The sequence below is a fragment of the Burkholderia sp. IDO3 genome, assembly GCF_003366075.1.
Taxonomy (GTDB): domain Bacteria; phylum Pseudomonadota; class Gammaproteobacteria; order Burkholderiales; family Burkholderiaceae; genus Burkholderia; species Burkholderia anthina.
Window position 1 is genome coordinate 3,227,628 of sequence record NZ_CP028963.1, and the last position, 24,357, is coordinate 3,251,984.

Sequence of the window (24,357 nt, forward strand, 5' to 3'; positions counted from 1 at the left end):
GCGAATACGTCGACTAACTCAGCGACACGTCAAGCCGCCGGGCCGATCTCGACACGCCGGGCTTCCTTCGCGTCTGCCCCGCCCGTGATCGTTTCCGGCTTTTTGAGAATAATGTGGTCTTCCGCCACGCCTGCTGCCTTCAGTGCGTCGCGCACGGCTTGTGCACGATGCTTGGCCAGTTCGGCGTTCGCGTCGGCCGAACCCGTCTTGTCGGTGAAGCCCGACAGCGCGAGCTTCGCGTCCGGATGTGCCTTCGCATAGTCGGCCGCTGCGGCGATCGCTGCTTTCGCATCCGCCGGCAGCACGCTCTTGCCCGTCTCGAAGTAGATCGTCGACAGGGCGGCCGATGCCGACGCCGCCGGCTGCTCGGCTGCGTCCGACGCGGCTTGCGCCGGTGCCGCTGCGCCTGCCGTGTCTTCCGGCATCTTGCCGTTGCGCGCATCAGCCACTTGCTTCGGCTGCAGCAGATCGTTCTTGTGGTTGCCCCACGAATTGCGCTCGTACGTGATGACCGATGCGATATCGAGATCCGACAACGATGCCCACGACGGCATGGCGCCCTTGCCGTGCAGCACGCGCTCGACGTGGCCGGCGATCGGGCCGTTCACGATCGGGCTGCCGTCCATTGCCGGGAATGCGCCGAGACCCTTGCCGTTCACCTGGTGGCAGGCCGCGCAGTTCGCCTTGTAGACGTCCTCGCCGTGCGAGACGAGTTCGGCCATCGTGTAAACCTTGTTCGGATCGACCGCCGCGCCGGCCAGCTTGGCCTTCTGCGCCGTGACCCACTTCGCGTAGTCGTCTTCCGACAGGACTTCGACCACGACCGGCATGAACGCGTGTTCCTTGCCGCACAGTTCGGTACAGAAGCCGCGGAACGTGCCGACCTTGTCAGCCTTGAACCACGTGTCGCGCACGAAGCCAGGGATCGCATCCTGCTTCACGCCGAACGCGGGCACGTACCACGAGTGGACGACGTCGTTCGCGGTCGTGATGATGCGGATCTTCTTGTTGACCGGCACGACGAGCGGGTTGTCGACTTCCTGCAGATAGGTGTCGGTGATCGGCTTCTTGCCCATCACTTCGTCACGCGGGGTGCTGAGCGTCGACAGGAAGCTGATGCCCTCGCCCGGGCCCTTCACGTAATCGTAGCCCCACTTCCACTGGTAGCCGGTGACCTTGATCGTGAGGTCGGCGTTGGTCGTGTCCTTCATGGCGACGACGGCCTTCGTCGCCGGCAGCGCCATCAATACGACGATGATGAACGGCACGATCGTCCAGATGATTTCGACGGTCGTGCTTTCATGGAAATTGGCGGCCTTGAAGCCCTTGGATTTGCGGTGCGCGAAGATCGAATAGAACATCACGCCGAACACGCCGACGAAGATCACCGTACACAGGATCAGCATCATCGTGTGGAGATCGTAGAGCTCCTCGGCGATCTTCGTGACCGGCGGCTGAAAGTTGATCTCGTTGACGCGGGGGCCGCCCGGGCTATCACCGACCGCCAGAGCAGCGCCGGCAAAGAGCAATCCGCTGCATGCCAGCACGCCCGTGAGGGCTCGCTTGATTGTTTTCATAGCATCCTTACCCAAAATTTCCATTCAAACCCTCCCCCGTCGCAAGACGCCGGCCTCCTTGCGGCCGGTGCCCGCGCCTCGTCAGCCGCAGCGCCTGAGCGACACGCGCAGTTCGTCGGCGAACTGCGCACGCTTGTACTGCGCGAGATGCTGCCCGATTACGACGGTCTGCCCGCGCGATACCAGTCGAATCGGATCGCGTGGCGTCGCACCCGGCTCGACCCGCACCCAGCGCGGGTTGAATTCGATCTGCGTGAGCCGCTCCGCATCCATCCGCTCGATCACGAGCCGGTGCGGAAACAGCCTGATGCGCTCGTAATCGACTGCATGGCGAGCATAAATCGCAAATGCGACACCCACTACAAGCAACTCGATTCCGGTGAAGGGCATGACGAGCCAAGCCCCCCGCCACATCAGCAATGCCGCGATCACCAGCGAGAAGCCCGCGAGCGACGCGTAAAACAGCACGAACTGGCGCGGCGACACCGAACAATTGCGTTTCATGAGCCAGTCTGCGATGACCGGTTCATTGTTCGTCGTCTCCGCCAAAACCCTCGCTGCTTCCATCGCCGCCTCACGCGAATGGCATGCGATGCATGCCTGCATCGGACTCGTCGCCCCGTATTGCGGGGACCCCGGGACGACAAGCTGACGCATTATAGGCGGGTTCAATGGCATCCACAAGCAAGCGCCTATCGGCCCGCGAGCCAAGCGCCACAAGCTTCCCGGCCATTTTTGCCGCTAATTCGACCCCGCTTTGCGCCGCTAATTTCAGACATAACAAAACACCTCTTTACCGCTTTACCGATTCTTCGGACGTCCCTTACCGATATCTTCGATACGCACGATCCCGTGCCCCTCGGCAGTCGTACGCGGCACGGCCTTCCACGCGTGGCCGTAGACCACCTCGAACGTCAGGGCAATCGTGCCGTCCGCGCGCCGGCGCGCCTCCAGCGCATCGCCGAGCGCCGCGCGAAAGCGCCGCGTCGCGCGCTGCGGCGTCGTGCGCTCGAACGGATAGGCGCCCCAGCGGCGCACGTCGGCCAGCAGGGAGTCGGGTGTCTTGTAGGTGACGGTGAGCACTTCCTGGTCCATCACCGGGATCTCGAAACCGCTCTCGACGAGCATGTCGCCGAGATCGTGCATGTCGACGAAATCGACGACGCGCGGTGCGGGCGGCGCGATGCCGAGCGCCGCTTCGGCGTCCGCGCAGGCCGCGCGCAGCTCGCGCAGCGTGTCGGGGCCGAACGTGCTGAACATCAGCAGGCCGTTCACGCGCAGCACGCGCTGCCATTCGGGGAACACCGTATCGGGACGCGAATGCCAGTGAAGCGCGAGATTCGACCAGATCAGGTCGAACGCGCCGGCCGCGAACGGCAGCATCGAGAAATCGGCCTGCGCGACGCGCGGGCCGCGCTGGCCCAGCGCCCGGCCGAGCGAGGCCGGCAGCCAGCGGCGCCAGTTCGTCTGCTCGACCTCGCGCTGGCCCGCCCGCGCGAGCATCGCGCCGGACAGGTCGACGCCGAACACCGGGGCCTCGGGAAAGCGCGCGCGCAGTGCCGGCAGGTCGTCGCCCGGCCCGCAGCCCGCATCGAGCACGGCCGCCGGGCTCACCTTGATGTACTCGAGGCGCTCGTTCATCCGTTGCGCGATCTCGCGCGGCAGAAATGCGACCGCGTCGAACGAGGCGGCACGGCGATCGAAGATCCGCCGCAAACGCCGGGCGTCATTGGCCGGACGGCCGGGTGAAGTCGAAGCTGAGGACATGTCGGGCACACTGGCGAAGAGCCCGAAGTATACTCGCTCGCCTCGCAGCCTTCATCGAGGCGGGCCATCTGGAGTGTTCCCGATGGATCGCAGTTCCGCTCCGCATACGATGCGCGTCGTTTTGTCGCAGGTCGGTGTGTTGCTTGCGCGCATCGTCGTGCACGCGCTGCCGAATCGATGCGCGCTGTGCGGCAATTTGTCACACAGCGTGATTTGCGCCGCCTGCGACGCCGCGTACTGGAATGAAGCGCGCTTGCGGTGCGACGTCTGCGCCGTGCCGCTGGGCACCGCGCGGCCGCGTTCGCGCGCCGCGGATTACCGGTGCGACGCATGCCGCGCGACGCCGCCGCCGTTCGACGCGACGCTCGCGCTCGCCGATTACCGCGCGCCGCTCGACGGGCTCGCGCGTGGCCTGAAGTTTCACGCGCGGCTCGCGCTCGGCGCGGAATTCGCGGCCCGGCTCGCGCAGCGGGTCAGCGATACGGACGACATGCAGCGCGCCGGCGGCTTCGACGTCATCGCGCCGGTGCCGCTGTCGCACGGGCGGCTCGTCGCGCGCGGCTACAACCAGGCATGGGCGATCGCGCGTCCGCTCGCGCGCCGGCTCGGCGTGCGCGCCGATGCGGCGCTGCTCGCACGCGTGGCCGAAACCGCGCCGCAGTCGCGGCTCGACCGGCGCGCGCGGCGGGACAACATGGTCGCGGCGTTTGCGGTGGCGGGCGACGTCGCCCGTCGCCACGTGGCGCTCGTCGACGACGTGATGACGTCCGGCGCGACGCTCGCGGCCGCCGCGCACGCATTGAAGGCAGCGGGCGCCGCGCGCGTGACGAATCTGGTTGCGCTGCGCACCGCCAGGGATTAATTAGATAGAGAGGCCGGCCGCCCGAACGCGGCCACGGCCGTCACGAACCGGCCGGCCGGGAAGGAATGCACGTTGCTCCGTCCCGGCCGGCCCAGCCAGACCCAACCATGTTCAACGTCGTCCTCGTCGCCCCCGAAATTCCGCCGAACACCGGTAACGTGATCCGCCTGTGCGCCAACACCGGCGCGCGCCTGCATCTGATCGAGCCGCTCGGCTTTCCGCTCGACGATGCGAAGATGCGCCGCGCAGGGCTCGACTATCACGAATATGCGGAAATGCGCGTGCACCGCGACTGGGACGCGTTCGTCGCGGCCGAAGCGCCCGACCCCGCGCGGATGTTCGCGTTCACGACCCGCGGCTCGGGCCGCTTCCACGATCACGCGTTCGTGCCGGGCGACTGGTTCGTGTTCGGTTCGGAAACGCGCGGGCTGCCTGCCGGCGTGCTCGAGCGCTTTCCGAACGAACAGCGCGTGCGCCTGCCGATGCGGCCGGGCAATCGCAGCCTGAATCTGTCGAACACGGTCGCGGTGGTCGTGTTCGAAGCGTGGCGCCAGGCCGGCTTCGAAGGCGGCGCCTGACGCCACTGCAGCTCGCGCGCCGCGCGGCCCGCCCTGCTAGATGCGCGCGAGCCGCGCGCGATACAGGTCGTAGATGTCGGAAGAAAAGCACGCGAACACCACGCGTGCGAGATTCGGCGCCTGCGGCAGCGTTTCCACGACCGTGCCGACCGCGATGTCGACGGCCTCCTCGGCCGGATAGCGGTATATGCCGCAGCTGATCGCGGGAAACGCGATCGACGTCGCGGCGACGTCCTCGGCCAGTTCGAGCGCGCGCCGGTAGCACGACGCGAGCAGTTCGGGCTCGCCGCGCCCGCCGCCGTACCACACCGGGCCGACCGCATGAATCACGTAGCGCGCCGGCAGCCCGTGACCGCGCGTGAGCTTCGCGTCGCCGGTGCCGCAGCCGCCGAGCGTGCGGCACTCGGCCAGCAGGCCGGGGCCGGCCGCGCGATGAATCGCGCCGTCGACACCGCCGCCGCCCAGCAGCGAGCCGTTCGCGGCATTGACGATCGCGTCGACGTCGAGCGTCGTGATGTCGACGACTTGTGCATCGAACGTGGTGGAACCGATCTGCAGCATGACATCCTCCCGAAACGCCGGAGACTGTTCAAGCGTAGTGCGCTTTGGCGCCGCGCGCATGGCGCGGGCGCGTACGGCGACGGCGAATCGGCGTTATTCGGCGCGCGCGTCGCGCCGCAGCAGGCCGCTGACCGCATCGCGCGGCGCCACGCCGTCGAACAGCACGCCGCACACGGCTTCGGTGATCGGCATTTCGATCGATTGCGCGCGTGCGAGCGCGAGCACGGCCTGTGCGCAGCGCACGCCTTCGGCCACATGGCCGAGCGCGCCGAGGATGTCGTTCAGCGAGCGGCCGGCCGCGAGTTGCAGGCCGACCGTGCGATTGCGCGACAGGTCGCCCGTCGCGGTGAGGATCAGGTCGCCGAGGCCCGTGAGCCCGGTGAAGGTTTCCGCACGACCGCCGAGCGCGACGCCGAGGCGCGACATTTCGGCGAGGCCGCGCGTGACCAGCGCGGCGCGCGCGTTCAGCCCGAGCCCGAGGCCGTCGGCGATGCCGGTCGCGATCGCGAGCACGTTCTTGACCGCGCCGCCGACCTCGACACCGACCACGTCGTCGCCCGTATAGATCCGCATCGCGCCGTGGTGGAAGGCGGCGAGCGTGCGCTCGCGGCATTCGGCGGACGCGCTCGCGACCGTCAGCGCGACCGGCAACGCGAGCCCGACTTCGCGGGCGAAGCTCGGCCCCGACAGCACGCCGTTGCTGTGCTGCCCGGGCAACTCGGCCGCGATCACCTGATGCGGCAGCAGATGCGTGTCGGCCTCGAAACCCTTGCAGACCCACACGACGTGCGCGGGCACGCAGCCCGCGTCGCGCATCGCGCCGAACAGCGTGCGCAGCCCGGCCACGGGCGCGGCGATCACGCACAGCGCGTCGTCCGCGGCGCCGTGCGCGAGCGCGACGCCGAGATCGGCGTCGTAGCGCAGCGCATCGGGCAGCGCAATGCCGTCCAGATAGCGGGAATTTTCGTGCCGGGCCTGCAGCCCGGCGATCAGCGCGGCGTCGCGCGCCCAGAGAAGCGTATCGTGCCGCGCGGCCAGATGGCCCGCGAGCGCGGTGCCCCAGGCACCGGCGCCGAGAACGGCTACTTTCATACCCAGCACCGGTCCGGAGTGAAACGTCAGTTCAGCGTCGTGCCGTTCGGCGCGCCTGCTGCACCGGCCTGCTGCTGAAGCTGCTCGAGACGCTGCTCGTACAGCGCCTGGAAGTTGATTTCCGCCAGGTGGATCGGCGGGAAGCCCGCACGCGTGATCGCGTCGGCGATGTTCGAGCGCAGGTACGGGAACAGGATCGTCGGGCAAGCGATGCCGACGAGCGGGTCGAGTTGCTCGTCAGGAATGTTGCGAATGTCGAAAATGCCGGCCTGCTTCGCTTCGATCAGGAACGCGACCTTGTCCTTCACCTTCGCGGTGACGGTACCCGACACGACGACCTCGAACACGCTTTCGGCAAGGCGCTCGGCCTTGACGTCGACTTCGACTTCAACCGACGGCATGTCCTGCTCGAGGAAGATCGCCGGCGAATTCGGCTGCTCGAGCGACATATCCTTCAGGTAGACGCGCTGGATATTGAAGAACGGTTGGTTTTCGACGTCGGACATGGTGTTTCCCTAAAAGTGGTGACGGGTCGGCCCGGCTTCACGCCGGCCGCCTCGGTTGAATCCTGCGCGCTCAGCCGCAGCGCGGCCGGCGGCCATTCTGCCCTAATCAGGCCGCTTGCAGAAGCGGCAGCAGGCCGCCTTCGCGGTCGAGCTTCGACAGATCGTCGTAACCGCCGACGTGCGTGTCGCCGATGTAGATCTGCGGCACCGTGCGACGGCCCGTGCGCGTCATCATTTCCTCACGGCGGGCCGGATCGCGGTCGATCAGCACCTTTTCGATCTGCTCGACGCCGCGCAGCTTCAGCAGGCGCTCGGCCTGCATGCAATACGGACACACCTGCGTGCTGTACATCAAAACCTTGTTCACTTCGCCACTCCTTGTTTGACGACCGGCATCCCGGCCTGCTGCCAGGCGGCGACGCCGCCCTCGAGCACGTGCACCTCGGCATAGCCTGCCGCCTCGACCTCGCGCGCCGCCTTCTGCGACTGCTGGCCGTTCTGGCAGACGAGCAGCACGGGGGTGCTCTTGTTCTTTGCGACCTGCGCAATTTTCGCGCCGATCTCGCCGGCGGCGACCTGGCGCGCCGACGGCAGGTGGCCGGCAGCGAAGTCGGACGCGGCACGCACGTCGATCACGACCGCGTTGCGGCGATTGATGAGCTGCGTCGCCTCCGCAGCCGACAGGCCGCCGCGGCCGCGGCGCAGGACGGGCCATGCAAGCAGGCCGCCGGAAACCAGCAGGATCGCGATGAGGGCCAGGTTCGTGTAATCGGTAAAGAACTTCACGGAATTCCGCCGGAAAAAGAGAAATCGGAAAAGGACAATCCTGCCATTATAAAATAACCGTCTTGCGCGATGGCGGGCCCCGAACCGGGCACCGTGCGACGCGCCCCGCTTCCCTATCACTACCGACCGCAAGATCCATGTACAAACTCGTTCTCATCCGCCACGGCGAATCGACGTGGAACAAGGAAAACCGCTTCACCGGCTGGGTCGACGTCGACCTGACCGAACAGGGTCGCAACGAGGCCTACCAGGCCGGCGAATTGCTCAAGGAGGCCGGCTACACGTTCGACATCGCGTACACGTCGGTGCTCAAGCGCGCGATCCGCACGCTGTGGCACGTGCAGGACAAGATGGACTTGATGTACCTGCCGGTCGTCCACTCGTGGCGCCTGAACGAGCGCCACTACGGCGCGCTGTCGGGCCTGAACAAGGCGGAAACGGCCGCCAAGTTCGGCGACGACCAGGTGCTCGTGTGGCGCCGCAGCTACGACACGCCGCCGCCCGCGCTCGAGCCGACCGACGAACGCGCGCCGTTCAACGACCCGCGCTACGCGAAGGTGCCGCGCGAGCAGCTGCCGCTCACCGAGTGCCTGAAGGACACGGTCGCGCGCGTGCTGCCGCTGTGGAACGAGTCGATCGCACCGGCCGTCCGCGCGGGCAAGCAGGTGCTGATCGCCGCGCACGGCAACTCGCTGCGTGCGCTGATCAAGTATCTCGACGGCATCTCGGACAGCGACATCGTCGGCCTGAACATCCCGAACGGCGTGCCGCTCGTGTATGAACTCGACGAGAACCTGAAGCCGATCAAGCATTACTACCTCGGCGACCAGGACGCGATCGCGCAGGCGCAGGCCGCCGTCGCGAAACAGGGCAAGGCGGGCTGACGCCCGTCGGGCGGGGCGGGGCCGCCTTCGGTGCGCCCGGCCCCGTTCGGCCTTTCCGGTGCGCGGCGCGAACCTTCGCGGCTCCGGTGCTGTCGAATCCGCTTTCGAATCCGTCGCGCGTCCGGCGGCACCCCGCCGGGGCCCGAAACCCGGGGCGCGAGACCTTTTCGCACCGTTCCACTGAGTAATCGGACGAACAGTTATACTTGTCCGCTACATCCCCGCTACCGCCACGCGCTTCCCGACCGCACCAGACTCTCTATGCGAATGAAATTGAAGAACATCGGCCTGATTGCCGCGGGCCTCGCCACGGGCGTATTCGCCACGCTGCAGGTTTCGGCATCGGCAGAGCAGAACGCCACGGCCCCGCTTCCCCTCGACCAGCTTCGCCTGTTCGCGGAAGTGTTCGGCCAGATCAAGCGCGAGTACGTCGAGCCGGTCGACGACAAGAAGCTGCTGACGGCGGCGATCAAGGGCATGGTGTCGAGCCTCGACCCGCACTCGTCGTTCCTCGACAAGACCGACTACGATGAACTGCAAGAGCAGACGAAGGGCCGCTTCGCGGGCCTGGGCATCGAGATCTCGCAGGAAGACGGCCTCGTCAAGGTGATCTCGCCGATCGAGGACACCCCCGCGTTCCGCGCCGGCATCCGTCCGGGCGACCTGATCACGCGCATCAACGACAAGCCGGTGCGCGGCATGACGCTCGACAAGGCCGTCAAGCAGATGCGCGGCGAGCCGGGCACCAAGGTCACGCTGACGATCTTCCGCAAGAGCGACGACCGCACGTTCCCGGTCACGGTCACGCGCGCGATCATCAAGGTCCAGAGCGTGAAGATGAAGCTGCTCGACCCGGGTTACGCGTACATCCGGATCACGAGCTTCCAGGAGCGCACGACGCCCGATCTCGCCGCGAAGCTGCAGGACATCGCACGCCAGCAGCCGAACCTGAAGGGCCTGATCGTCGACCTGCGCAACAACGGCGGCGGCCTGCTGCAGAGCGCGGTCGGCGTCGCCGGCGCGTTCCTGCCGCCCGACTCCGTCGTCGTGTCGACCAACGGCCAGATCCCGGATTCGAAACAGGTCTACCGCGACACCTACGACAACTACCGCCTGCCGTCCTTCGACGGCGATCCGCTGAAGAACCTGCCGCCGGTCTTCAAGACCGTGCCGATGATCGTGCTGACGAACGCGTATTCGGCGTCCGCGTCGGAAATCGTCGCCGGTGCGCTGCAGGATTCGAAGCGCGCGCTGATCATGGGCAAGACGACGTTCGGCAAGGGTTCGGTGCAGACGGTCCGCCCGATGACGGCCGACACCGCGCTGCGCCTGACGACCGCGTACTACTACACGCCGAGCGGCCGGTCGATCCAGAACAAGGGCATCACGCCTGACGTGCCGGTCGATCAGTACGCGGACGGCGATCCGGACGACGTGCTCGTGACGCGTGAAGTCGATTACTCGAACCACCTCGCGAACACGCAGGATCCGAACGAGAAGAAGGAACAGGAAGAGCGCGAGCAGCGCCGGATGGATCAGCTGCGCATCCTCGAAGAGCAGAACGACAAGAAGACGCCGGAGCAACGCCAGAAGGACCGCGATCGCAAGCCGATCGAGTTCGGCAGCGCCGACGACTTCATGATGCAGCAGGCGCTCAACAAGCTCGAAGGCAAGCCGGTGCAGGAATCGAAGTCGCTGCTCGCCGAGAGCACGACGAAGAGCCCTGCGGCCAAGGCCGCGTCCGCCGCGAAGGCGTCGGGCACGAAGGCCGCCGCACCGAAGCCCGCGTCGGCACCGCAGTAAGCGCCGGCCGGCATCCGACGGGCCATCGCGGGAAGACCGCGATGGCCCGTTTTTCATGCGCGCCTAGAATAGCCAGCAGGTCCGCCTCGCTCACGACTTCCCCATGAACGACGATCAACTCCTTCGCTACTCCCGCCACATCCTCGTCGACGAAATCGGCATCGAGGCGCAACAGCGCTTTCTCGACGCGCATGCGATCGTCGTCGGCGCCGGCGGCCTCGGCTCGCCGGCCGCGATGTATCTCGCGGCGTCCGGCGTCGGCACGATCACGCTGGTCGACGCCGACACGGTCGATCTCACGAACCTGCAGCGGCAGATCCTGCACGTGACGGCCTCGGTCGGCCGCAGCAAGGTCGAATCGGGACGCGACGCGCTCGCGCAGCTGAATCCCGAGGTGACGGTGCACGCGGTCGCGGCGCGCGTCGACGATGCGTGGCTCGACGAACACGTGCCACGCGCGAGCGTCGTGCTCGACTGCACCGACAACTTCGCGACGCGCCACGCGATCAACCGTGCGTGCGTCGCGCACGGCGTGCCGCTCGTGTCGGGCGCCGCGCTGCGCTTCGACGGCCAGATCAGCACGTTCGATTTCCGCGATCCGGCCGCGCCCTGCTACGCCTGCGTGTTTCCGGAAGACCAGCCGTTCGAGGAAGTCGCGTGCTCGACGATGGGCGTGTTCGCGCCGACGGTCGGGATCATCGGTGCGATGCAGGCCGCCGAAGCGCTGCGCGTGATCGGCGGGATCGGCACGACGCTCAACGGCCGGCTGATGATGCTCGATTCGCTGCGGATGGAATGGACGACGATGAAGATCGCGCGCCAGGCCGACTGCCCTGTGTGCGGCGGCCGGCACTGACGCGCGTCGGATGCATGCGCCGGCGGCGCATGCGTGACGTTTCGCGACTATTTCGCGACTCCGGTTGCGCGGCGCGGCCTGCGCCGCTGCCGCTCAGGCGGCCGCGTCCGCGCGCGGCTCGGCGACCGCCAAGCGCTTGAGCGCCGCCTGCACTTCTTCCGGCTCGAACGCGGCGAGCACGTCGGCCGTCGGCTTCTCGAGCGCCTTCAGGTGCGCACGCAAAATCTCCTGCTTCACCACCAGCAACTGGCTCGGATGCATCGAGAACTCGGTGAGCCCCATCCCGAGCAGCAGGCGCGTGAGCGCCGGGTCGCCGGCCATCTCCCCGCACACCGACACCGACACGCCCGCCCGCTTCGCTTCGCGCAGCGTATAGGCGATCAGATGCAGCACCGCCGGATGCAGCGGGTCGTACAGGTGCGCGACCGCGTTGTCCGCGCGGTCGATCGCGAGCGTGTACTGGATCAGGTCGTTCGTGCCGATCGACAGGAAGTCGAAGCGCTTCAGGAACAGCGGCAGCGCGATCGCCGCAGCCGGGATCTCGATCATCGCGCCGAGACGCACGTTCGGATCGTATGCGAGCCCCGCGTCGTCGAGCTGGCGCTTCGCCTCGCGGATCAGGTCGAGCGTCTGGTCGATCTCCTGCGCGTGCGCGAGCATCGGGATCAGGATCTTCACCTGCCCGAACGCGGACGCGCGCAGGATCGCGCGCAACTGCGTGAGGAACATCTGCGGCTCGGACAGGCTCCAGCGGATCGCGCGCAGCCCGAGCGCCGGGTTCGGCGCCGTCTCGTAGCCTTCGTCGAGCGCCTCGAGCGGCTTGTCCGCGCCGACGTCGATCGTGCGGATCGTCACCGGCATGCCCTTCATCCACTCGACCGCACGCTTGTACGCGGCGAACTGCTCCTCCTCCTCGGGCATCTCCTTCTGATGCATGAACAGGAACTCCGAGCGAAACAGCCCGACGCCGACCGCGCCGGCCTCGACCGCCGCCTTCGCGTCGTCGGGCAGCTCGATGTTCGCGTACAGCTCGATCTTGGTGCCGCACAACGTCTGCGTCGGCGAGAACTTCAGGCGCTGCAGCTTGCGCTGCTCCAGCAGTTTCTCGGACTGGCGGTACGAATATTCCTCGAGGACGATCGGCGCCGGATCGACGATCACGATGCCCTGGTCGCCGTCGACGATGATCAGGTCGTCCTGGCGGATCAGCGCGCTCGCGTGCTGCACGCCGACCGCGGCCGGAATGCCGAGGCTGCGCGCGACGATCGCCGTGTGCGACGTGCGGCCGCCGAGATCGGTGACGAACGCCTGGAACGACTGCGACTTGAACTGCATCATGTCGGCCGGCGCGATGTCGTGCGCGACGACGATCATCTCGTTCGTGCCGTTCCTGGCCGCGCGATCGAGCGCCTGCGACGCGGACGGCGCGCCCGCGAGCGCCTTCAGCACGCGCTCGACCACCTGCTCGATGTCGGCCTTGCGCTCGCGCAGGTATTCGTCCTCGATGTCGTCGAAGTGGCGCGTGAGCAGTTCGAGCTGCTCGGTCAGCGCCCATTCGACGTTGTAGCGCCGCGTGCGGATCAGGTCGATGGTTTCCTGCACGAGCATCGCGTCGCTCAGGATCATGGCGTGCACGTCGATGAACGCGCCCACTTCGGTCGGGGTGTCGTCGGTCAGGTCGGCGCGCAGCGCCTCGAGTTCGTGATGCACGGTTTCGAGCGCCGTGCGGAAACGCTCGACCTCGGCATCGATCTGGTTCGCTTCGATCAGGTAATGGGCGACGTCGAGCGCCGCCGGCGCGATCAGGTACGCTCGCCCGATCGCGATACCACGTGAGACGGGAATGCCATGCAGCGTGAAGGACACGCGCACCTCCTCTGTACATGTAAAGCCGCGGCACACTGCTGCGATGCGCTTATGACCCCGGTTAGCGATTATAAATTCCGTCCCCTCATGCTGACTGCGTGCAGCGCAGCATTACGCGTTACGTATCAATGCTTCAGACGAAAAAAATGCCGCGAAAAACGCGGCATTCCGATTCGAAACGGCAGTGATCCCGCGCGGAATCACTGACCTTCGCCGAACTTGTCCGCGATCAGCTTGAGCAGCGCATCCATCGCTTCGCGTTCGTCCGGCCCCTCGGTCTCGATCGTCACCGTACTGCCGATGCCCGCCGCCAGCATCATGACGCCCATGATGCTCTTCGCATTGATCTTGCGCCCGTTGCGCGTCATCCAGACTTCCGACTGGAAGTTGCCGGCCAGTTGCGTAAGCTTGGCCGATGCGCGCGCATGGAGCCCCAATTTGTTGACGATGGTGGTTTCTTGTTGAAGCATGATTCTCGGTCGGGTCGGTCGAGGCCGCCGGCGACGGGCGTCGGCGGGTCAGTCTGAAACGGAAAACGGGATGGTCAGTGCGATTCGGTGCGCGGTTGCGGCTCAGGCGGAATCGGCGCGCACTGGCCGCAGCCGGTTTCCGACGGCGGCGGCGGCGTGCCGGCCGATACCTCGTGAACGCCCTTCGCGCCGCCGGACAGCGCCTTGTCGACGAGCTTGTCGAGCGGCACCGTGCGGTAGCAGACGGCGCGCACCAGCATCGGCAGGTTCACGCCGGCGAGCACGCGCACGTTCTCGAGCTTCGCCAGTTGCCCCGCGATGTTCGCGGGCGTCGCGCCGTACATGTCGGTCAGCACGACGACGCCGTTCTCTTCCCTGAGCCGCGCGAGCTCCGCATGCGCGAACGCCATCACCTGGGTGGGGTCGCTGTCCGCCATCACGTCGATACAGCCGATGCGCGCGGGCACGCCGCCGTAGATGTGCGCGATGCAGTCCCGCAGCGCGGTGGCGAGCGGGGCATGCGCGATGATCAGAATCCCGGCCATGTCAGACCGCTCCCGGCCGCCCCTGGCGGGCCGATACCCCGCGACGGGGCAATGAGCGTAGCGAGTGTGGGAAACGTTTCATGTTCAGCCTTGCAACGGTTTCGGCCCGACCGCCGGGCCTTCGGCGCGCTGGTCGCGGCACCGGGCAAGCGGGCATTGTAGCAGGCCGATCGAACCGCTCCGGCGACGGGGGACCTGCGCGGCCGCCGCCGGGGTTGCGCGGAAAACGGGCTACGCGGCCGCCCGCTCCAGCGCGTCGATGAACATCGCGGCGACGTCGAAACCCGTCTGCTCCATGATTTCGCGGAAGCACGTCGGGCTCGTCACGTTCACCTCGGTCAGCCAGTCGCCGATCGCATCGAGGCCGACCAGCAGCAGCCCGCGCGCCGCGAGCACGGGGCCGAGCGTCTCGGCGATCTCGCGATCGCGCGGCGTCAGCGGCTGCGCGACGCCGAGCCCGCCCGCCGCGAGATTGCCGCGCACTTCGCTGCCCTGCGGAATCCGCGCGAGCGAATACGGCACCGGCTCGCCCGCGATCAGCAGAATGCGCTTGTCGCCCGCCTTGATCTCGGGAATGAACTTCTGGATCATCAGCGAGCGCGTGCCGTCATGGCCCAGCATCTCAATGATCGCGCCGAGATTCATTCCGTCGGCCTTCACGCGGAACACGCCCATCCCGCCCATGCCGTCGAGCGGCTTCACGATCACGTCGCCATGCTCGGCGTGAAATGCCCGCAAGCGCGCGGCGTCGCGCGTGACGAGCGTCGGTGCGACGAACTGCGGAAACTCGCCGATCGCGAGCTTCTCCGAGTGATCGCGGATCGACTGCGGCTTGTTGAACACGCGTGCGCCTGCCCGCTCGGCAAGCTCGAGCATCCAGGTGGCCGTCACGTACTCCATGTCGAACGGCGGATCCTTGCGCATCAGCACCGCGCCGAACGACGTCAGCTGCCGGGATTCGTGCGCGGCCGTCTCGTACCACGGATGACGATGCAGGTCGGCCGTGTCGCCGACGATCGTCACGCGCTGCACGTCCGCCTCGACGCCCGAACCCGTCCACGCAAGCTGGTGCGGCTCGCATGCGTACACCGCATGCCCGCGCCGCGCGGCCTCCGCCATCATCGCGTAGGTCGAATCCTTGTAGATCTTGAAGCGCTCGAGCGGGTCGGCAATAAAGAGAATGTCCATGCGGGTCCTGTACGTAGCGAAGCCGTTACACCTGGATGGCTTCGGGATCGGTCTTTTCCAGTTCGATCGACGACGCGATCAGCGACAGCCGCGCGACGACGCCGTACATGTAGAAACGGTTCGGCGGCGCGGCGCCCGGCTTCGCGCCGGCATCCGGCAGCGCGGTGTGCTCGAAGCCGAGCGGCACGTAATGCATGCCGGGGGCGTTCAGGTTCTGGTCGCGCTCGCGGCCGCCGTGCGTGCGGTAGAAGCCGCCGACCACGTAGCGGTCGATCATGTACACGACGGGCTCCGCGACTTCGTCGCCGACGCGCTCGAACGTATACACGCCTTCCTGCACGATCACGTCGCGCACCGCGAGGCCGGCCTTCGATTCGGCCATCTGCGCGCGCTCCGCCTTCGACATGCGGCCGATCTCGGCCGCGTCGTGCACGGTCATCACGCCGCGCCCCGCGGTGCCCGCGTCGGCCTTCACGACCACGTACGGCTTTTCACTGATGCCGTATTCGCGATACTTGCGCGCGATCTTCTTGAGCACGCCGTCGATCGCGTCGGCGAGCGCCTGCTCGCCTTCATGGGCCTGCCAGTCGACGCCTTCGACGTGCGCGAAATACGGATTCACCATCCACGGATCGACGCCGACCATCTTCGCGAACTTCTTCGCGACGTCGTCGTAGCACGAGAAGTGCGTCGACTTGCGGCGCACGGCCCAGCCCGCATGCAGCGGCGGCAGCAGATACTGCTCGTGCAGGTTTTCCAGCACGGCCGGAATCCCTGCCGACAGGTCGTTGTTCAGCAGGATCGAGCACGGATCGAAATTCTTCAGGCCGAGGCGGCGCTGCGAACGCTCGAGCGGCTCGAGCACGATCTTCTGGCCGTCGGCCAGCGTGATCGGCGTCATGTCGGTGATGCTCGGATCGAGCGAGCCGAAGCGGACGTTCAGGCCGGCCTGGCGCATGATCGTCGCGAGCCGCGCGACGTTTTCCAGGTAGAACGCGTTGCGGGTCGGCAGCTCGGGAATCACGAGCAGGTTCTTCGCGTCCGGGCAGATCTTCTCGATCGCGGCCATCGCGGCCTGGACGGCGAGCGGCAGCACTTCGGACGGCAGATTATTGAACGCGCCGGGGAACAGGTTCGCGTCGACGGGCGCCAGCTTGAAGCCGGCGTTGCGCAGGTCCACCGAACAATAGAACGGCGGGGTGTGTTCCTGCCATTCGAGCCTGAACCAGCGTTCGATCGCAGGCGTCGCGTCGAGGATCTTCTGCTCGAGTTCGAGCAGCGGACCGTTCAACGCGGTAACGAGGTGGGGAACCATGAATCACTCGCGAGCGGGAGAATGAAGATTGTAGAGCAATTGCCTTGCCCATTTGGGGATTGTTCCCGGCTTCACAAGGGTTTGGAGGAAGTTTTCGGCTATTGACCCGATAGGTCGAAGGGTTATGCGCTGCGACAGCAGGCGTCAGGAGAAAAAAAGCCCGCCGGGTGGGCGGGCCGAAGTCGCTGCGCTCATTCGTCGCGGGCGCCGTCTGCGCGGCGGCCCGCCGTTCATCCGTACGACTTATTCGACGTGTTCGCCGTGCAGCACCACGTCGAGACCTTCGCGCTCTTCCTCTTCGGTCACGCGCAGGCCGATCGTCAGGTCGATCAGCTTCAGCAGCACGAAACTCAGCACGCCGCTGTACACCAGCGTGATCAGCACGCCCTTCGCCTGCAGCAGCAGGCTGCCGTCGGCCCCGCCGATATCCTTGACCGCGAACACACCCGTCAGCAACGCGCCGAGGATCCCGCCGATGCCGTGCACGCCGAACGCGTCGAGCGAATCGTCGTAGCCGAGCTTCGACTTGAGCCAGGTCGCCGACCAGAAGCACACGACGCCGGCCGCGATGCCGATCACGAGTGCGCCCGTCACGCCGACGAAACCGGCGGCCGGCGTGATCGCGACAAGGCCCGCGACCGCACCCGACACGATGCCGAGCACCGACGGCTTGCCGTGCGTGAGCCACTCGGCGAACATCCAGCCGAGCGCCGCGCAGGCCGTGGCCACTTGCGTCGTCAGCATCGCGAAGCCGGCACGGCCGTCGGCCGCGACCGCGGAACCCGCGTTGAAGCCGAACCAGCCGACCCACAGCATCGAGCCGCCGATCATCGTCAGCACCAGGTTGTGCGGCGCCATCGATTCGCGGCCGAAGCCGACCCGCTTGCCGAGCATCAGGCACGACACGAGGCCCGCGATACCGGCGTTGATGTGCACCACGGTGCCGCCCGCGAAGTCGAGCACGCCGTCCGACGACAGCCAGCCGGTCGGCTCCCACACCATGTGCGCGATCGGCACGTAGACGATCAGCGACCAGAGCGTCATGAACACGAGCATCGCCGAGAACTTCATCCGGTCGGCGAACGCGCCGCAGATCAGCGCCGGCGTGATGATCGCGAACGTCATCTGATAGACGAAGTAGACCGACTCAGGAATCGTCGTCGCCAGGTGGCTGACGGTCAGCGTGGTCGCCTTGTCGCCCTTCACGTAGGTCATCCCGTGCAGGAACACGCGCGACAGGCCGCCGATGAAGCCGTTGCCCGGCGTGAACGCGAGGCTGTAGCCGACCACCGTCCACAGCACCGTGATCACCGCGGTGATCGCGAAGCTCTGCATCACGGTCGCGAGCACGTTCTTCTTGCGGACCATGCCGGCGTAGAACAGCGCGAGGCCGGGGATCGTCATGAACAGCACGAGCGCGGTGGACGTGAGCATCCACGCGGTGTCGCCGGCGCTGATCTTCGACGAATCGACGGAGAACGGTGCGGTCGGCGCGGCGGGGGCGGCCGATGCGTCGGCGGCGCCCGAAGCGGGTGCGGCGGCAGCCGGTGCCGATGCGTCCGTGGCGGCCGGCGCCGAAGCGGCGGGCGCTGCGGCAGCGGAGGCATCGGACGCCGTGGCGGCGGGCGCGGACGCAGCCGCGGCGGACGCCGCGTCGTCGGCGAGCGCGGGGCCGACGCCGGCCGCGATCAGCGAGCCGGCCATCAGCAGGGACATCAGAAGTTTGCGCATCTCGGGTTTCCTCTTGTCGCTTGTCTTGTTCGTTACAGCGCGTCCGCGCCTGTCTCCCCGGTCCGGATCCGGATCACCTGTTCGATCGGCGTGACGAAGATCTTCCCGTCGCCGATCTTGCCGGTGCGCGCGGCCCGCTCGATCGCCTCGACCGCCTGGTCGACGAGGTCGTCCGACACGGCCGCCTCGATCTTCATCTTCGGCAGGAAATCGACCACGTATTCCGCGCCCCGATACAGCTCGGTGTGCCCCTTCTGGCGCCCGAACCCCTTCACCTCCGTCACGGTGATGCCCGAGACGCCGAGCGCGGAGAGCGCTTCGCGTGTCTCATCGAGCTTGAACGGCTTGATGATTGCGGTAATCAGTTTCATGAAGTCCTCTCGCTGGGTGTCCCGTCGAATTGGTTGGAATGTTGTAACGGTTCTCTTCTCAGCAACTCGCATGCCATGTTCGCGAGAGCGCCGTCTCGAACGGCCCGGAAGCGGGGTCGCATCGCATGCCGAAAGGCGCGCGAGCCCGGCCGAATGGCCAATGTGGGCCGGGTTTGCTGGCGCGGCGAAAGGATCGTTGCTAGAGTGCACGCACGTCCCGGATCACCGGGCCATTCACCCATGCGGGCGCCATGCCCGGAATTCGCGCCGCCGGCGCACCATTTCCGGTCATGCGTGCATCATGGGCACGTACGCAACTGAAGATGCACATTTTTTGTGCAAGGAAGGGTAACCACATGAAGCAACCCAGCGACGTTTTCAACGATCTGCAGTCGCGCGTCAGCGACCTGCTGAAAAACTCGCCGGCCAAGGATGTCGAGCGCAACGTGAAGGCCATGCTGTCGCAAGGCTTCTCGAAACTCGATCTCGTCACGCGCGAGGAGTTCGACACGCAGGCCCAGGTGCTCGCCCGCACCCGCGTGCGTCTCGAGGAACTCGAGAAGCGCGTCGCGGAACTCGAGCAGAAGCTCACGGCACCCCAGGCCTGACGCCCCGCCCGACCGACGGGTCCGGGCGCGGGCCGCCTCGTGCGGCTCGCGCCCGCTACCCCGAAATCGCTCCGCCGTTTCGTCGTACTCCGCAGTCCCTCGCTCTTCGCTGTTCCTCGTTTCAGCAGTCCCTCGTTCTTTCTCCGCGCCACGCCGGCAAGCGCGCACCGATTCCTCCGATTCCCGCGGCATGCGGCCCCGAACGGCCGTTGCCGTCCGATTCCTTTACAGGAGCCTCGCCATGTCGCTTGCCGTGGTGCGCAGTCGCGCGCCGGCGGCCGGCCGCGCGCCGGACGTCACCGTCGAAGTCCACCTCGCCAACGGGTTGCCGTCGTTCTCCATCGTCGGCCTGCCCGATCTCGAAGTCCGCGAAAGCCGCGAGCGCGTGCGCGCCGCGCTGCAGAACTGCGGATTCGAATTCCCCGTCAGGCGCATTACCGTCAATCTCGCGCCGGCCGACCTGCCGAAGGAGTCGGGCCGCTTCGACCTGCCGATCGCGCTCGGCATCCTCGCGGCGAACGGCCAGATCCCGGCCGACGCGCTGGCCGGCCGCGAATTCGCCGGCGAACTGTCGCTGACCGGCGCACTGCGGCCGATGCGCGGCGCGTTCGCGATGGCGTGCGGCGCGGCCCGCGACTGGCGTGCGGGTGGCGCCGGAGCGGGCTTCGGCTCCGGTTTCGATTCCCGTCCCGATTCCCGTCCCGATTCCGGGCTCCGGCCCGGTCTCGGTTCCAGCCCCGATTGCGTCGCGATATCCGGCGCGACCGCCCCGTCGCGCCCGCCCGAGCTGTACCTGCCGCTCGACAGCGCCGCCGAGGCCGCGCTCGTGCCGGGCGTTACCGTGTTCGGTGCGCCCGACCTGCCGGCGCTGTGCGCGCATCTCGCCGATGCGCCCGACGCCCGGCTCGCGCCGGTCGCGGCGCCGCGCCTCGACGGACTGCCGACGCCGGCCGCCCCCGATCTCGCGGACGTGGTCGGCCAGCGTGGCGCGCGGCGCGCGCTCGAAGTCGCCGCCGCCGGCGGCCACCACATGCTGATGGTCGGGCCGCCCGGCGCCGGCAAGTCGATGCTGGCCGCGCGCCTGCCCGGCCTGCTGCCACCGCTGACCGACGACGAAGCGCTGACGTCGGCCGCGCTCCTTTCCGCGAGCCGTCTCGGCTTCTCGCCCGCGCAGTGGCGGCGGCGGCCGTTCCGCTCGCCGCATCATTCGTCGAGCGCCGCCGCGCTGGTCGGCGGCCGCAACCCGCCGCAGCCTGGCGAGATCACGCTCGCGCACCTCGGCGTGCTGTTTCTCGACGAGCTGCCCGAATTCGACCGGCACGTGCTGGAGATGCTGCGCGAGCCGCTGGAAGTCGGCCGCATCACGATCTCGCGCGCGGCGCAGCAAGCCGACTTCCCCGCCGCCTGCCAGCTGATCGCCGCGATGAATCCGTGCCCGTGCGGCTGGCACGGCGATCCGTCCGGGCGCTGCCGCTGCTCGCCCGACGTCGCCGCGCGCTACCTGCGCAAGCTGTCGGGGCCGCTGCTCGATCGCATCGACATCCAGATCGACCTGCCTGCGCTGTCGCCAGCGGAACTCGCGTCGCGCGCGACGGCGCCCGGCGAATCGAGCGCGGCGGTCGCCGCGCGGGTCGCGCAAGCGCGTGCGCTGCAGCTCGACCGGCAGGGCAAGACGAATCACATGCTGAGCGGCCGCGAGACCGACGATCTGTGCCGGCCGACCGGCGACGGCGAGCGGCTGCTGCGCGAGGCCGGCGAACGCTTCGGCTGGTCCGCGCGCGCGTATTTCCGCGTGCTGAAGGTGGCGCGAACGATCGCCGACCTCGCCGGCGACCCGCTGCCGACGGCCGCGCAGATCGCCGAAGCGATCCGCTACCGGCGCGCGCTGACGGCGCTGTAAATGCCTGCGGAGGACAAAATTAGACTGTCAAGACTTGACTTATGCACAATTCCACGAATCCGGCCCCGGATCGGCTCGCGCGGGCGCTCTCTTATTGCGGAATTGCTATCCCGTTGTTTTTATTGATCTTTCCTAAACGGCGCACGAGCCGCCAAATGTCCCGAAAGGCCGTCCGGCATGGCTTTGCGGCGGATTTGGCAAACTTTTCAACAAAGTTATCCACATGCGCTGTGGATAGCCGAAAAATCCCCGCAAAATCCGGCGATTAGCGTCGAAAGCTGCGAATGAACTTTCAATTGTCACAGAGTGTCTGAGCGCCCTCGCCGGCCGGTATCAGTCGAGTTTGAACGAGCCGAAAAACTGGTCGAGCTGCTCCTGCGCAAGCGGCCCGTCGGCGATCACGACGGCCTGGTACGCGTGGCGGCCGCGCGCGACGAGCCGCGCGATGATCGTCTTGCGCGCATGGTCGCCGCCGCTGGCTGCACCGGCAATGCGCAGCTCGAGCCCGTTCACCGCGCCGCCGGCCGCGAGCGGCACGGGCACCGATGCGATCTGCGGCGTGCCTTCGAGATTGCGCGACAACCCGGCCTGCAGGAAGTCGAGCGCCGCGCGGCGTGTCTCGTCGCGGTCGTCCGGCAGCGTCAGCGTGCCGACCGCGAACACGGCGCCGTCGACGTGCGCGGCCTGCATCCGCATCGGCATCGACGCGCCGCCCACCGCCACCGGCTGGTTCTCGACGGTCGGCTTCGCCGGCAGGTCGATCGTGTAGCCGGCATCGTTGTGCAGCGTGCGCCAGTCATATGACGGCGAGCACGCAGCCAGCACCGCGCTCACGCACGCGAGCGCGGCGAAGTGTCGCAGCGGACGAAAAAGGGGGCGCAACAATTCGATGACTTCCTTCGGCATGGCAGTGATGGGGACAGGCAAAACGCCCATTATCCGCCGAACCCGACGGCCGAGATGTGAGGTGGCCGCCGGTGCACGGGCCGCATTCGCGCTAAAATGAGCGCCGAATTTCGACGTCCCTTGCATCGACCCGCGTCATCGACCGACTCCGAGAGCACCGCAGATGAACACCACGCCTCCCGCCCAGCGCCGCACCGGCCCCGCCCGCTATATCGTCGCGGCCGTCGTCGTCGCAGCCATCGCCGTTGCCGGCTTCTTCGCGTTCAACGGCAAGTCCACCGTGCCGGACGCCACGTTCACGCTGCTGTCGGGCCAGAAGGTGTCGACGGCCGGCGACCTGAAGGGCAAGGTCTACCTCGTGAACTTCTGGGCGACGAGCTGCGCGACCTGCATGCAGGAAATGCCGCAGATGGTCGATACCTACAATCGCTTCAAGGGCCAGGGGCTGGAATTCGTCGCGGTCGCGATGAACTACGACCCGCCGATGTACGTCGCGAACTACGCGCAGACGCGCCAGTTGCCGTTCAAGATCGCGCTCGACGACGGCAGCGTCGCGAAGCAGTTCGGCAACGTGCAGCTCACGCCGACGACCTTCGTCGTCGACAAGGACGGCAAGATCCTGAAGCGCTACGTCGGCGCACCGCAATTCGCGGAGCTCGACGCGCTGCTCAAGAAGGCACTCGGCAACAACGCCGCCTGAGCGCCGCCCGACACGGCTCGCAGGGCCGCGCACCGCACCCTGCTCCGTCGAACGGACCGCACGACCGGCCAGCCCGGTTCTGCGGTCCGTGTCTTTTTCAGCGCTCGGTTTCGCCTTTCGCGGACAGCCCGTAGCGCTTCATCTTCTCGTACAGCGTCGCCTTGCCGACATGCAGCCGGTCGGCCGTCGCGGCGACCGCGCCGCCCGTCTGGTTCAACGCCTCGGCAATCACCGCGCGCTCGAACTGTTCGATGCGCTCCTTCAGCGTCTGGTCGCTCTCCGCGTCGTCGCTGCTCGCGCCGGCCTCCTGCGGCATGTCGGCGACGCCGAGCACGAAGCGGTCGGCCGCGTTGCGCAGTTCGCGCACGTTGCCGGGCCAGTCGCGCTGCATCAGGCTCGCGCGCTGCCGGTCGGTCAGCACCGGCGCGGGGCGCCCGTAACGCACGGCCGCGTCGAGCATGAAGTGCTCGAACAGCGGCACGATGTCCTCGCGGCGCTCGGCGAGCGGCGGCAGCGCGATCGTCACGACGTTGAGCCGGTACAGCAGGTCGCGCCGGAACGTGCCGGCCGCGACGAGTTCGCTCATGTCGCCTTTCGCGGCCGCGACGACGCGGCAGTTCACGCGGATCGGCTGGTTCGAGCCGAGCCGCTCGAGCACGCCGTCCTGCAGCACGCGCAGCAGCTTCACCTGCAGCGCGAGCGGCATGCTTTCGATTTCGTCGAGGAACAGCGTGCCGCCGGATGCGTATTCGAGCTTGCCGACACGGCGCTTCGCCGCGCCCGTGAATGCGCCGGGCTCGTAGCCGAACATCTCCGACTCGAACATCGGCTCGGGCAGCGCGCCGCAGTTCACCGCGATGAACGGCTTGTCGCGACGCGGCGACAGCTCGTGCAGGCTGCGCGCGATCAGCTCCTTGCCGGCGCCCGTGTCGCCGTTGATCAGTACCGACGCGTCGGTGGGCGCGACGTTCGCGATCAGCTTGCGCACCTGTTCGATCGCGGGGCTCCGGCCGATGATGCGCGGCGCGACGATGTTCTGCCCGGCCAGTTCGCGCCGCAGCGCATGGTTCTCGAGCACGAGCTCGCGCCGCTCCAGCGCGCGGCGCACCGTCTCGATCAGGCGTTCGGCCGCGAACGGTTTTTCGATGAAGTCGTACGCGCCGTCGCGCATCGCCTGCACGGCCATCGAGATGTCGCCGTGGCCGGTGACGAGGATCACCGGCACGTCGGGCACGCGCTCGCGGCACTGCGCGAGCAGGTCGAGCCCGCTCGCGCCGGGCAACCGGATATCGCTGACGATCACGCCGGCGTTTTCGGAGACGATCGCCTTGTCGGCCGCTTCGGCCGATTCGAACCCGACGACGTCGAACCCCGCGAGCTGGAGGCTTTGCACGCTCGCCCGGCGAACGAGCGCGTCGTCTTCGATATAGATCACTTGCAGCCGGTTGGCCATCGTAGTCACTTGCTCCTGACGGGCCGCGCGGC

At 67.5% G+C, this 24,357-nt stretch carries 25 protein-coding genes; 8 read left to right on the forward strand and 17 right to left on the reverse strand.

Translation table 11 applies throughout. The annotated features are described in order from the left end of the window. Window positions 1–29: 29 nt before the first annotated feature. The 3 genes from coxB to DCN14_RS29835 form a co-directional block, all read right to left on the reverse strand. The gene (coxB, locus tag DCN14_RS29825) at window positions 30–1,601 is read right to left on the reverse strand and encodes a cytochrome c oxidase subunit II (protein ID WP_096507405.1); all 1,572 of its coding nucleotides are present in this window, start codon (window positions 1,599–1,601) and stop codon (window positions 30–32) included. Between the two features lie 57 nt (window positions 1,602–1,658). Then, on the reverse strand, window positions 1,659–2,183 hold the full coding sequence (locus tag DCN14_RS29830; protein ID WP_096507406.1) for a DUF2244 domain-containing protein: 525 nt from the start codon (window positions 2,181–2,183) through the stop codon (window positions 1,659–1,661). A gap of 195 nt (window positions 2,184–2,378) precedes the next feature. Then, window positions 2,379–3,344, reverse strand: a complete 966-nt coding sequence (locus DCN14_RS29835; protein WP_096507407.1) for a methyltransferase domain-containing protein — start codon at window positions 3,342–3,344, stop codon at window positions 2,379–2,381. An 82-nt stretch (window positions 3,345–3,426) separates the two neighbouring features. Here DCN14_RS29835 and DCN14_RS29840 point away from each other — a divergent pair, with 82 nt between their 5' ends. Together DCN14_RS29840 and trmL are read left to right on the forward strand one after the other, a co-directional pair. Beyond that, on the forward strand, window positions 3,427–4,206 hold the full coding sequence (locus tag DCN14_RS29840) for a phosphoribosyltransferase family protein (RefSeq protein ID WP_096507408.1): 780 nt from the start codon (window positions 3,427–3,429) through the stop codon (window positions 4,204–4,206). 107 nt (window positions 4,207–4,313) lie between these two features. Continuing rightward, window positions 4,314–4,784, forward strand: a complete 471-nt coding sequence (trmL, locus tag DCN14_RS29845; protein ID WP_096507409.1) for a tRNA (uridine(34)/cytosine(34)/5-carboxymethylaminomethyluridine(34)-2'-O)-methyltransferase TrmL — start codon at window positions 4,314–4,316, stop codon at window positions 4,782–4,784. Window positions 4,785–4,820: 36 nt separating this feature from the next. On the opposite strand, the gene DCN14_RS29850 is transcribed toward trmL, so the two are convergent. The 5 genes from DCN14_RS29850 to DCN14_RS29870 all read right to left on the reverse strand — a co-directional run bounded on the left by DCN14_RS29850 (window position 4,821) and on the right by DCN14_RS29870 (window position 7,729). Continuing rightward, window positions 4,821–5,345, reverse strand: coding sequence for an O-acetyl-ADP-ribose deacetylase (locus tag DCN14_RS29850; protein ID WP_096507410.1), 525 nt, complete (start codon window positions 5,343–5,345; stop codon window positions 4,821–4,823). Window positions 5,346–5,438: 93 nt separating this feature from the next. After that, a complete protein-coding gene (locus DCN14_RS29855; protein ID WP_096507411.1) occupies window positions 5,439–6,437 on the reverse strand; it encodes an NAD(P)H-dependent glycerol-3-phosphate dehydrogenase in 999 nt (332 codons plus the stop codon). Window positions 6,438–6,463: 26 nt separating this feature from the next. Next, complete coding sequence (gene secB / locus DCN14_RS29860) at window positions 6,464–6,943, reverse strand: protein-export chaperone SecB (protein WP_096507412.1); 480 nt, start codon at window positions 6,941–6,943, stop codon at window positions 6,464–6,466. A gap of 106 nt (window positions 6,944–7,049) precedes the next feature. Continuing rightward, window positions 7,050–7,310: a glutaredoxin 3 gene (gene grxC / locus DCN14_RS29865; protein ID WP_011886111.1), complete on the reverse strand. Its 261-nt coding sequence runs from the start codon at window positions 7,308–7,310 to the stop codon at window positions 7,050–7,052. After that, window positions 7,307–7,729 (reverse strand): rhodanese-like domain-containing protein, encoded by a 423-nt coding sequence (locus DCN14_RS29870; RefSeq protein ID WP_096507413.1) that lies wholly within the window; start codon window positions 7,727–7,729, stop codon window positions 7,307–7,309. The genes grxC and DCN14_RS29870 overlap by 4 nt, the downstream gene beginning before the upstream one ends. Window positions 7,730–7,866: 137 nt before the next feature. Here DCN14_RS29870 and gpmA point away from each other — a divergent pair, with 137 nt between their 5' ends. From gpmA to DCN14_RS29885, 3 genes are all read left to right on the forward strand, one after another. Next, complete coding sequence (gene gpmA, locus DCN14_RS29875; RefSeq protein ID WP_027789056.1) at window positions 7,867–8,613, forward strand: 2,3-diphosphoglycerate-dependent phosphoglycerate mutase; 747 nt, start codon at window positions 7,867–7,869, stop codon at window positions 8,611–8,613. Between the two features lie 261 nt (window positions 8,614–8,874). Then, window positions 8,875–10,416: a S41 family peptidase gene (locus tag DCN14_RS29880; protein WP_096507414.1), complete on the forward strand. Its 1,542-nt coding sequence runs from the start codon at window positions 8,875–8,877 to the stop codon at window positions 10,414–10,416. A 103-nt stretch (window positions 10,417–10,519) separates the two neighbouring features. Beyond that, window positions 10,520–11,272 (forward strand): HesA/MoeB/ThiF family protein, encoded by a 753-nt coding sequence (locus DCN14_RS29885; RefSeq protein ID WP_096507415.1) that lies wholly within the window; start codon window positions 10,520–10,522, stop codon window positions 11,270–11,272. 93 nt (window positions 11,273–11,365) lie between these two features. Here DCN14_RS29885 and ptsP read toward each other — a convergent pair whose 3' ends face one another. The 7 genes from ptsP to DCN14_RS29920 form a co-directional block, all read right to left on the reverse strand. Further along, a complete protein-coding gene (ptsP, locus tag DCN14_RS29890) occupies window positions 11,366–13,138 on the reverse strand; it encodes a phosphoenolpyruvate--protein phosphotransferase (RefSeq protein WP_096507464.1) in 1,773 nt (590 codons plus the stop codon). A 200-nt stretch (window positions 13,139–13,338) separates the two neighbouring features. Continuing rightward, a complete protein-coding gene (locus tag DCN14_RS29895) occupies window positions 13,339–13,608 on the reverse strand; it encodes an HPr family phosphocarrier protein (protein ID WP_006477716.1) in 270 nt (89 codons plus the stop codon). 74 nt (window positions 13,609–13,682) lie between these two features. Beyond that, window positions 13,683–14,153 (reverse strand): PTS fructose transporter subunit IIA, encoded by a 471-nt coding sequence (locus DCN14_RS29900; RefSeq protein ID WP_096507416.1) that lies wholly within the window; start codon window positions 14,151–14,153, stop codon window positions 13,683–13,685. Between the two features lie 231 nt (window positions 14,154–14,384). Next, window positions 14,385–15,341, reverse strand: coding sequence for a glutathione synthase (gene gshB / locus DCN14_RS29905; RefSeq protein ID WP_096507417.1), 957 nt, complete (start codon window positions 15,339–15,341; stop codon window positions 14,385–14,387). Window positions 15,342–15,366: 25 nt separating this feature from the next. After that, on the reverse strand, window positions 15,367–16,656 hold the full coding sequence (gshA, locus tag DCN14_RS29910) for a glutamate--cysteine ligase (protein WP_044848231.1): 1,290 nt from the start codon (window positions 16,654–16,656) through the stop codon (window positions 15,367–15,369). A gap of 243 nt (window positions 16,657–16,899) precedes the next feature. Continuing rightward, window positions 16,900–18,387 (reverse strand): ammonium transporter, encoded by a 1,488-nt coding sequence (locus DCN14_RS29915; RefSeq protein WP_096507418.1) that lies wholly within the window; start codon window positions 18,385–18,387, stop codon window positions 16,900–16,902. 32 nt (window positions 18,388–18,419) lie between these two features. Then, the gene (locus tag DCN14_RS29920) at window positions 18,420–18,758 is read right to left on the reverse strand and encodes a P-II family nitrogen regulator (RefSeq protein WP_006398175.1); all 339 of its coding nucleotides are present in this window, start codon (window positions 18,756–18,758) and stop codon (window positions 18,420–18,422) included. A 356-nt stretch (window positions 18,759–19,114) separates the two neighbouring features. Here DCN14_RS29920 and DCN14_RS29925 point away from each other — a divergent pair, with 356 nt between their 5' ends. Beyond that, window positions 19,115–19,366, forward strand: coding sequence for an accessory factor UbiK family protein (locus tag DCN14_RS29925; RefSeq protein ID WP_096507419.1), 252 nt, complete (start codon window positions 19,115–19,117; stop codon window positions 19,364–19,366). A gap of 241 nt (window positions 19,367–19,607) precedes the next feature. Then, entirely contained in the window at window positions 19,608–21,266 is a 1,659-nt protein-coding gene (locus DCN14_RS29930) for a YifB family Mg chelatase-like AAA ATPase (protein WP_096507420.1), read from the forward strand. Window positions 21,267–21,599: 333 nt separating this feature from the next. Here the strand turns inward: DCN14_RS29930 and DCN14_RS29935 are convergent, their stop codons facing one another. Beyond that, window positions 21,600–22,172 carry a hypothetical protein gene (locus DCN14_RS29935; protein ID WP_096507421.1) on the reverse strand — a complete coding sequence of 191 codons (573 nt, stop codon included), beginning with the start codon at window positions 22,170–22,172 and terminating at the stop codon, window positions 21,600–21,602. Between the two features lie 163 nt (window positions 22,173–22,335). Here DCN14_RS29935 and DCN14_RS29940 point away from each other — a divergent pair, with 163 nt between their 5' ends. Further along, window positions 22,336–22,872: a TlpA disulfide reductase family protein gene (locus DCN14_RS29940; protein WP_096507422.1), complete on the forward strand. Its 537-nt coding sequence runs from the start codon at window positions 22,336–22,338 to the stop codon at window positions 22,870–22,872. A gap of 97 nt (window positions 22,873–22,969) precedes the next feature. Here DCN14_RS29940 and DCN14_RS29945 read toward each other — a convergent pair whose 3' ends face one another. Then, the gene (locus DCN14_RS29945) at window positions 22,970–24,325 is read right to left on the reverse strand and encodes a sigma-54 dependent transcriptional regulator (RefSeq protein WP_096507423.1); all 1,356 of its coding nucleotides are present in this window, start codon (window positions 24,323–24,325) and stop codon (window positions 22,970–22,972) included. Window positions 24,326–24,357 lie beyond the last annotated feature (32 nt).

Excerpts from the sequence above, each read along its gene's own strand:
- coxB (WP_096507405.1), bottom strand. The coding sequence starts at position 1,601 with ATGGAAATTTTGGGTAAGGATGCTATGAAAACAATCAAGCGAGCCCTC.
- DCN14_RS29830 (WP_096507406.1), bottom strand. The coding sequence starts at position 2,183 with ATGCAGGCATGCATCGCATGCCATTCGCGTGAGGCGGCGATGGAAGCA.
- DCN14_RS29835 (WP_096507407.1), bottom strand. The coding sequence starts at position 3,344 with ATGTCCTCAGCTTCGACTTCACCCGGCCGTCCGGCCAATGACGCCCGG.
- DCN14_RS29840 (WP_096507408.1), top strand. The coding sequence starts at position 3,427 with ATGGATCGCAGTTCCGCTCCGCATACGATGCGCGTCGTTTTGTCGCAG.
- trmL (WP_096507409.1), top strand. The coding sequence starts at position 4,314 with ATGTTCAACGTCGTCCTCGTCGCCCCCGAAATTCCGCCGAACACCGGT.
- DCN14_RS29850 (WP_096507410.1), bottom strand. The coding sequence starts at position 5,345 with ATGCTGCAGATCGGTTCCACCACGTTCGATGCACAAGTCGTCGACATC.
- DCN14_RS29855 (WP_096507411.1), bottom strand. The coding sequence starts at position 6,437 with ATGAAAGTAGCCGTTCTCGGCGCCGGTGCCTGGGGCACCGCGCTCGCG.
- secB (WP_096507412.1), bottom strand. The coding sequence starts at position 6,943 with ATGTCCGACGTCGAAAACCAACCGTTCTTCAATATCCAGCGCGTCTAC.
- gpmA (WP_027789056.1), top strand. The coding sequence starts at position 7,867 with ATGTACAAACTCGTTCTCATCCGCCACGGCGAATCGACGTGGAACAAG.
- DCN14_RS29880 (WP_096507414.1), top strand. The coding sequence starts at position 8,875 with ATGCGAATGAAATTGAAGAACATCGGCCTGATTGCCGCGGGCCTCGCC.
- DCN14_RS29885 (WP_096507415.1), top strand. The coding sequence starts at position 10,520 with ATGAACGACGATCAACTCCTTCGCTACTCCCGCCACATCCTCGTCGAC.
- DCN14_RS29895 (WP_006477716.1), bottom strand. The coding sequence starts at position 13,608 with ATGCTTCAACAAGAAACCACCATCGTCAACAAATTGGGGCTCCATGCG.
- DCN14_RS29900 (WP_096507416.1), bottom strand. The coding sequence starts at position 14,153 with ATGGCCGGGATTCTGATCATCGCGCATGCCCCGCTCGCCACCGCGCTG.
- gshB (WP_096507417.1), bottom strand. The coding sequence starts at position 15,341 with ATGGACATTCTCTTTATTGCCGACCCGCTCGAGCGCTTCAAGATCTAC.
- gshA (WP_044848231.1), bottom strand. The coding sequence starts at position 16,656 with ATGGTTCCCCACCTCGTTACCGCGTTGAACGGTCCGCTGCTCGAACTC.
- DCN14_RS29915 (WP_096507418.1), bottom strand. The coding sequence starts at position 18,387 with ATGCGCAAACTTCTGATGTCCCTGCTGATGGCCGGCTCGCTGATCGCG.
- DCN14_RS29920 (WP_006398175.1), bottom strand. The coding sequence starts at position 18,758 with ATGAAACTGATTACCGCAATCATCAAGCCGTTCAAGCTCGATGAGACA.
- DCN14_RS29925 (WP_096507419.1), top strand. The coding sequence starts at position 19,115 with ATGAAGCAACCCAGCGACGTTTTCAACGATCTGCAGTCGCGCGTCAGC.
- DCN14_RS29930 (WP_096507420.1), top strand. The coding sequence starts at position 19,608 with ATGTCGCTTGCCGTGGTGCGCAGTCGCGCGCCGGCGGCCGGCCGCGCG.
- DCN14_RS29935 (WP_096507421.1), bottom strand. The coding sequence starts at position 22,172 with ATGCCGAAGGAAGTCATCGAATTGTTGCGCCCCCTTTTTCGTCCGCTG.
- DCN14_RS29940 (WP_096507422.1), top strand. The coding sequence starts at position 22,336 with ATGAACACCACGCCTCCCGCCCAGCGCCGCACCGGCCCCGCCCGCTAT.
- DCN14_RS29945 (WP_096507423.1), bottom strand. The coding sequence starts at position 24,325 with ATGGCCAACCGGCTGCAAGTGATCTATATCGAAGACGACGCGCTCGTT.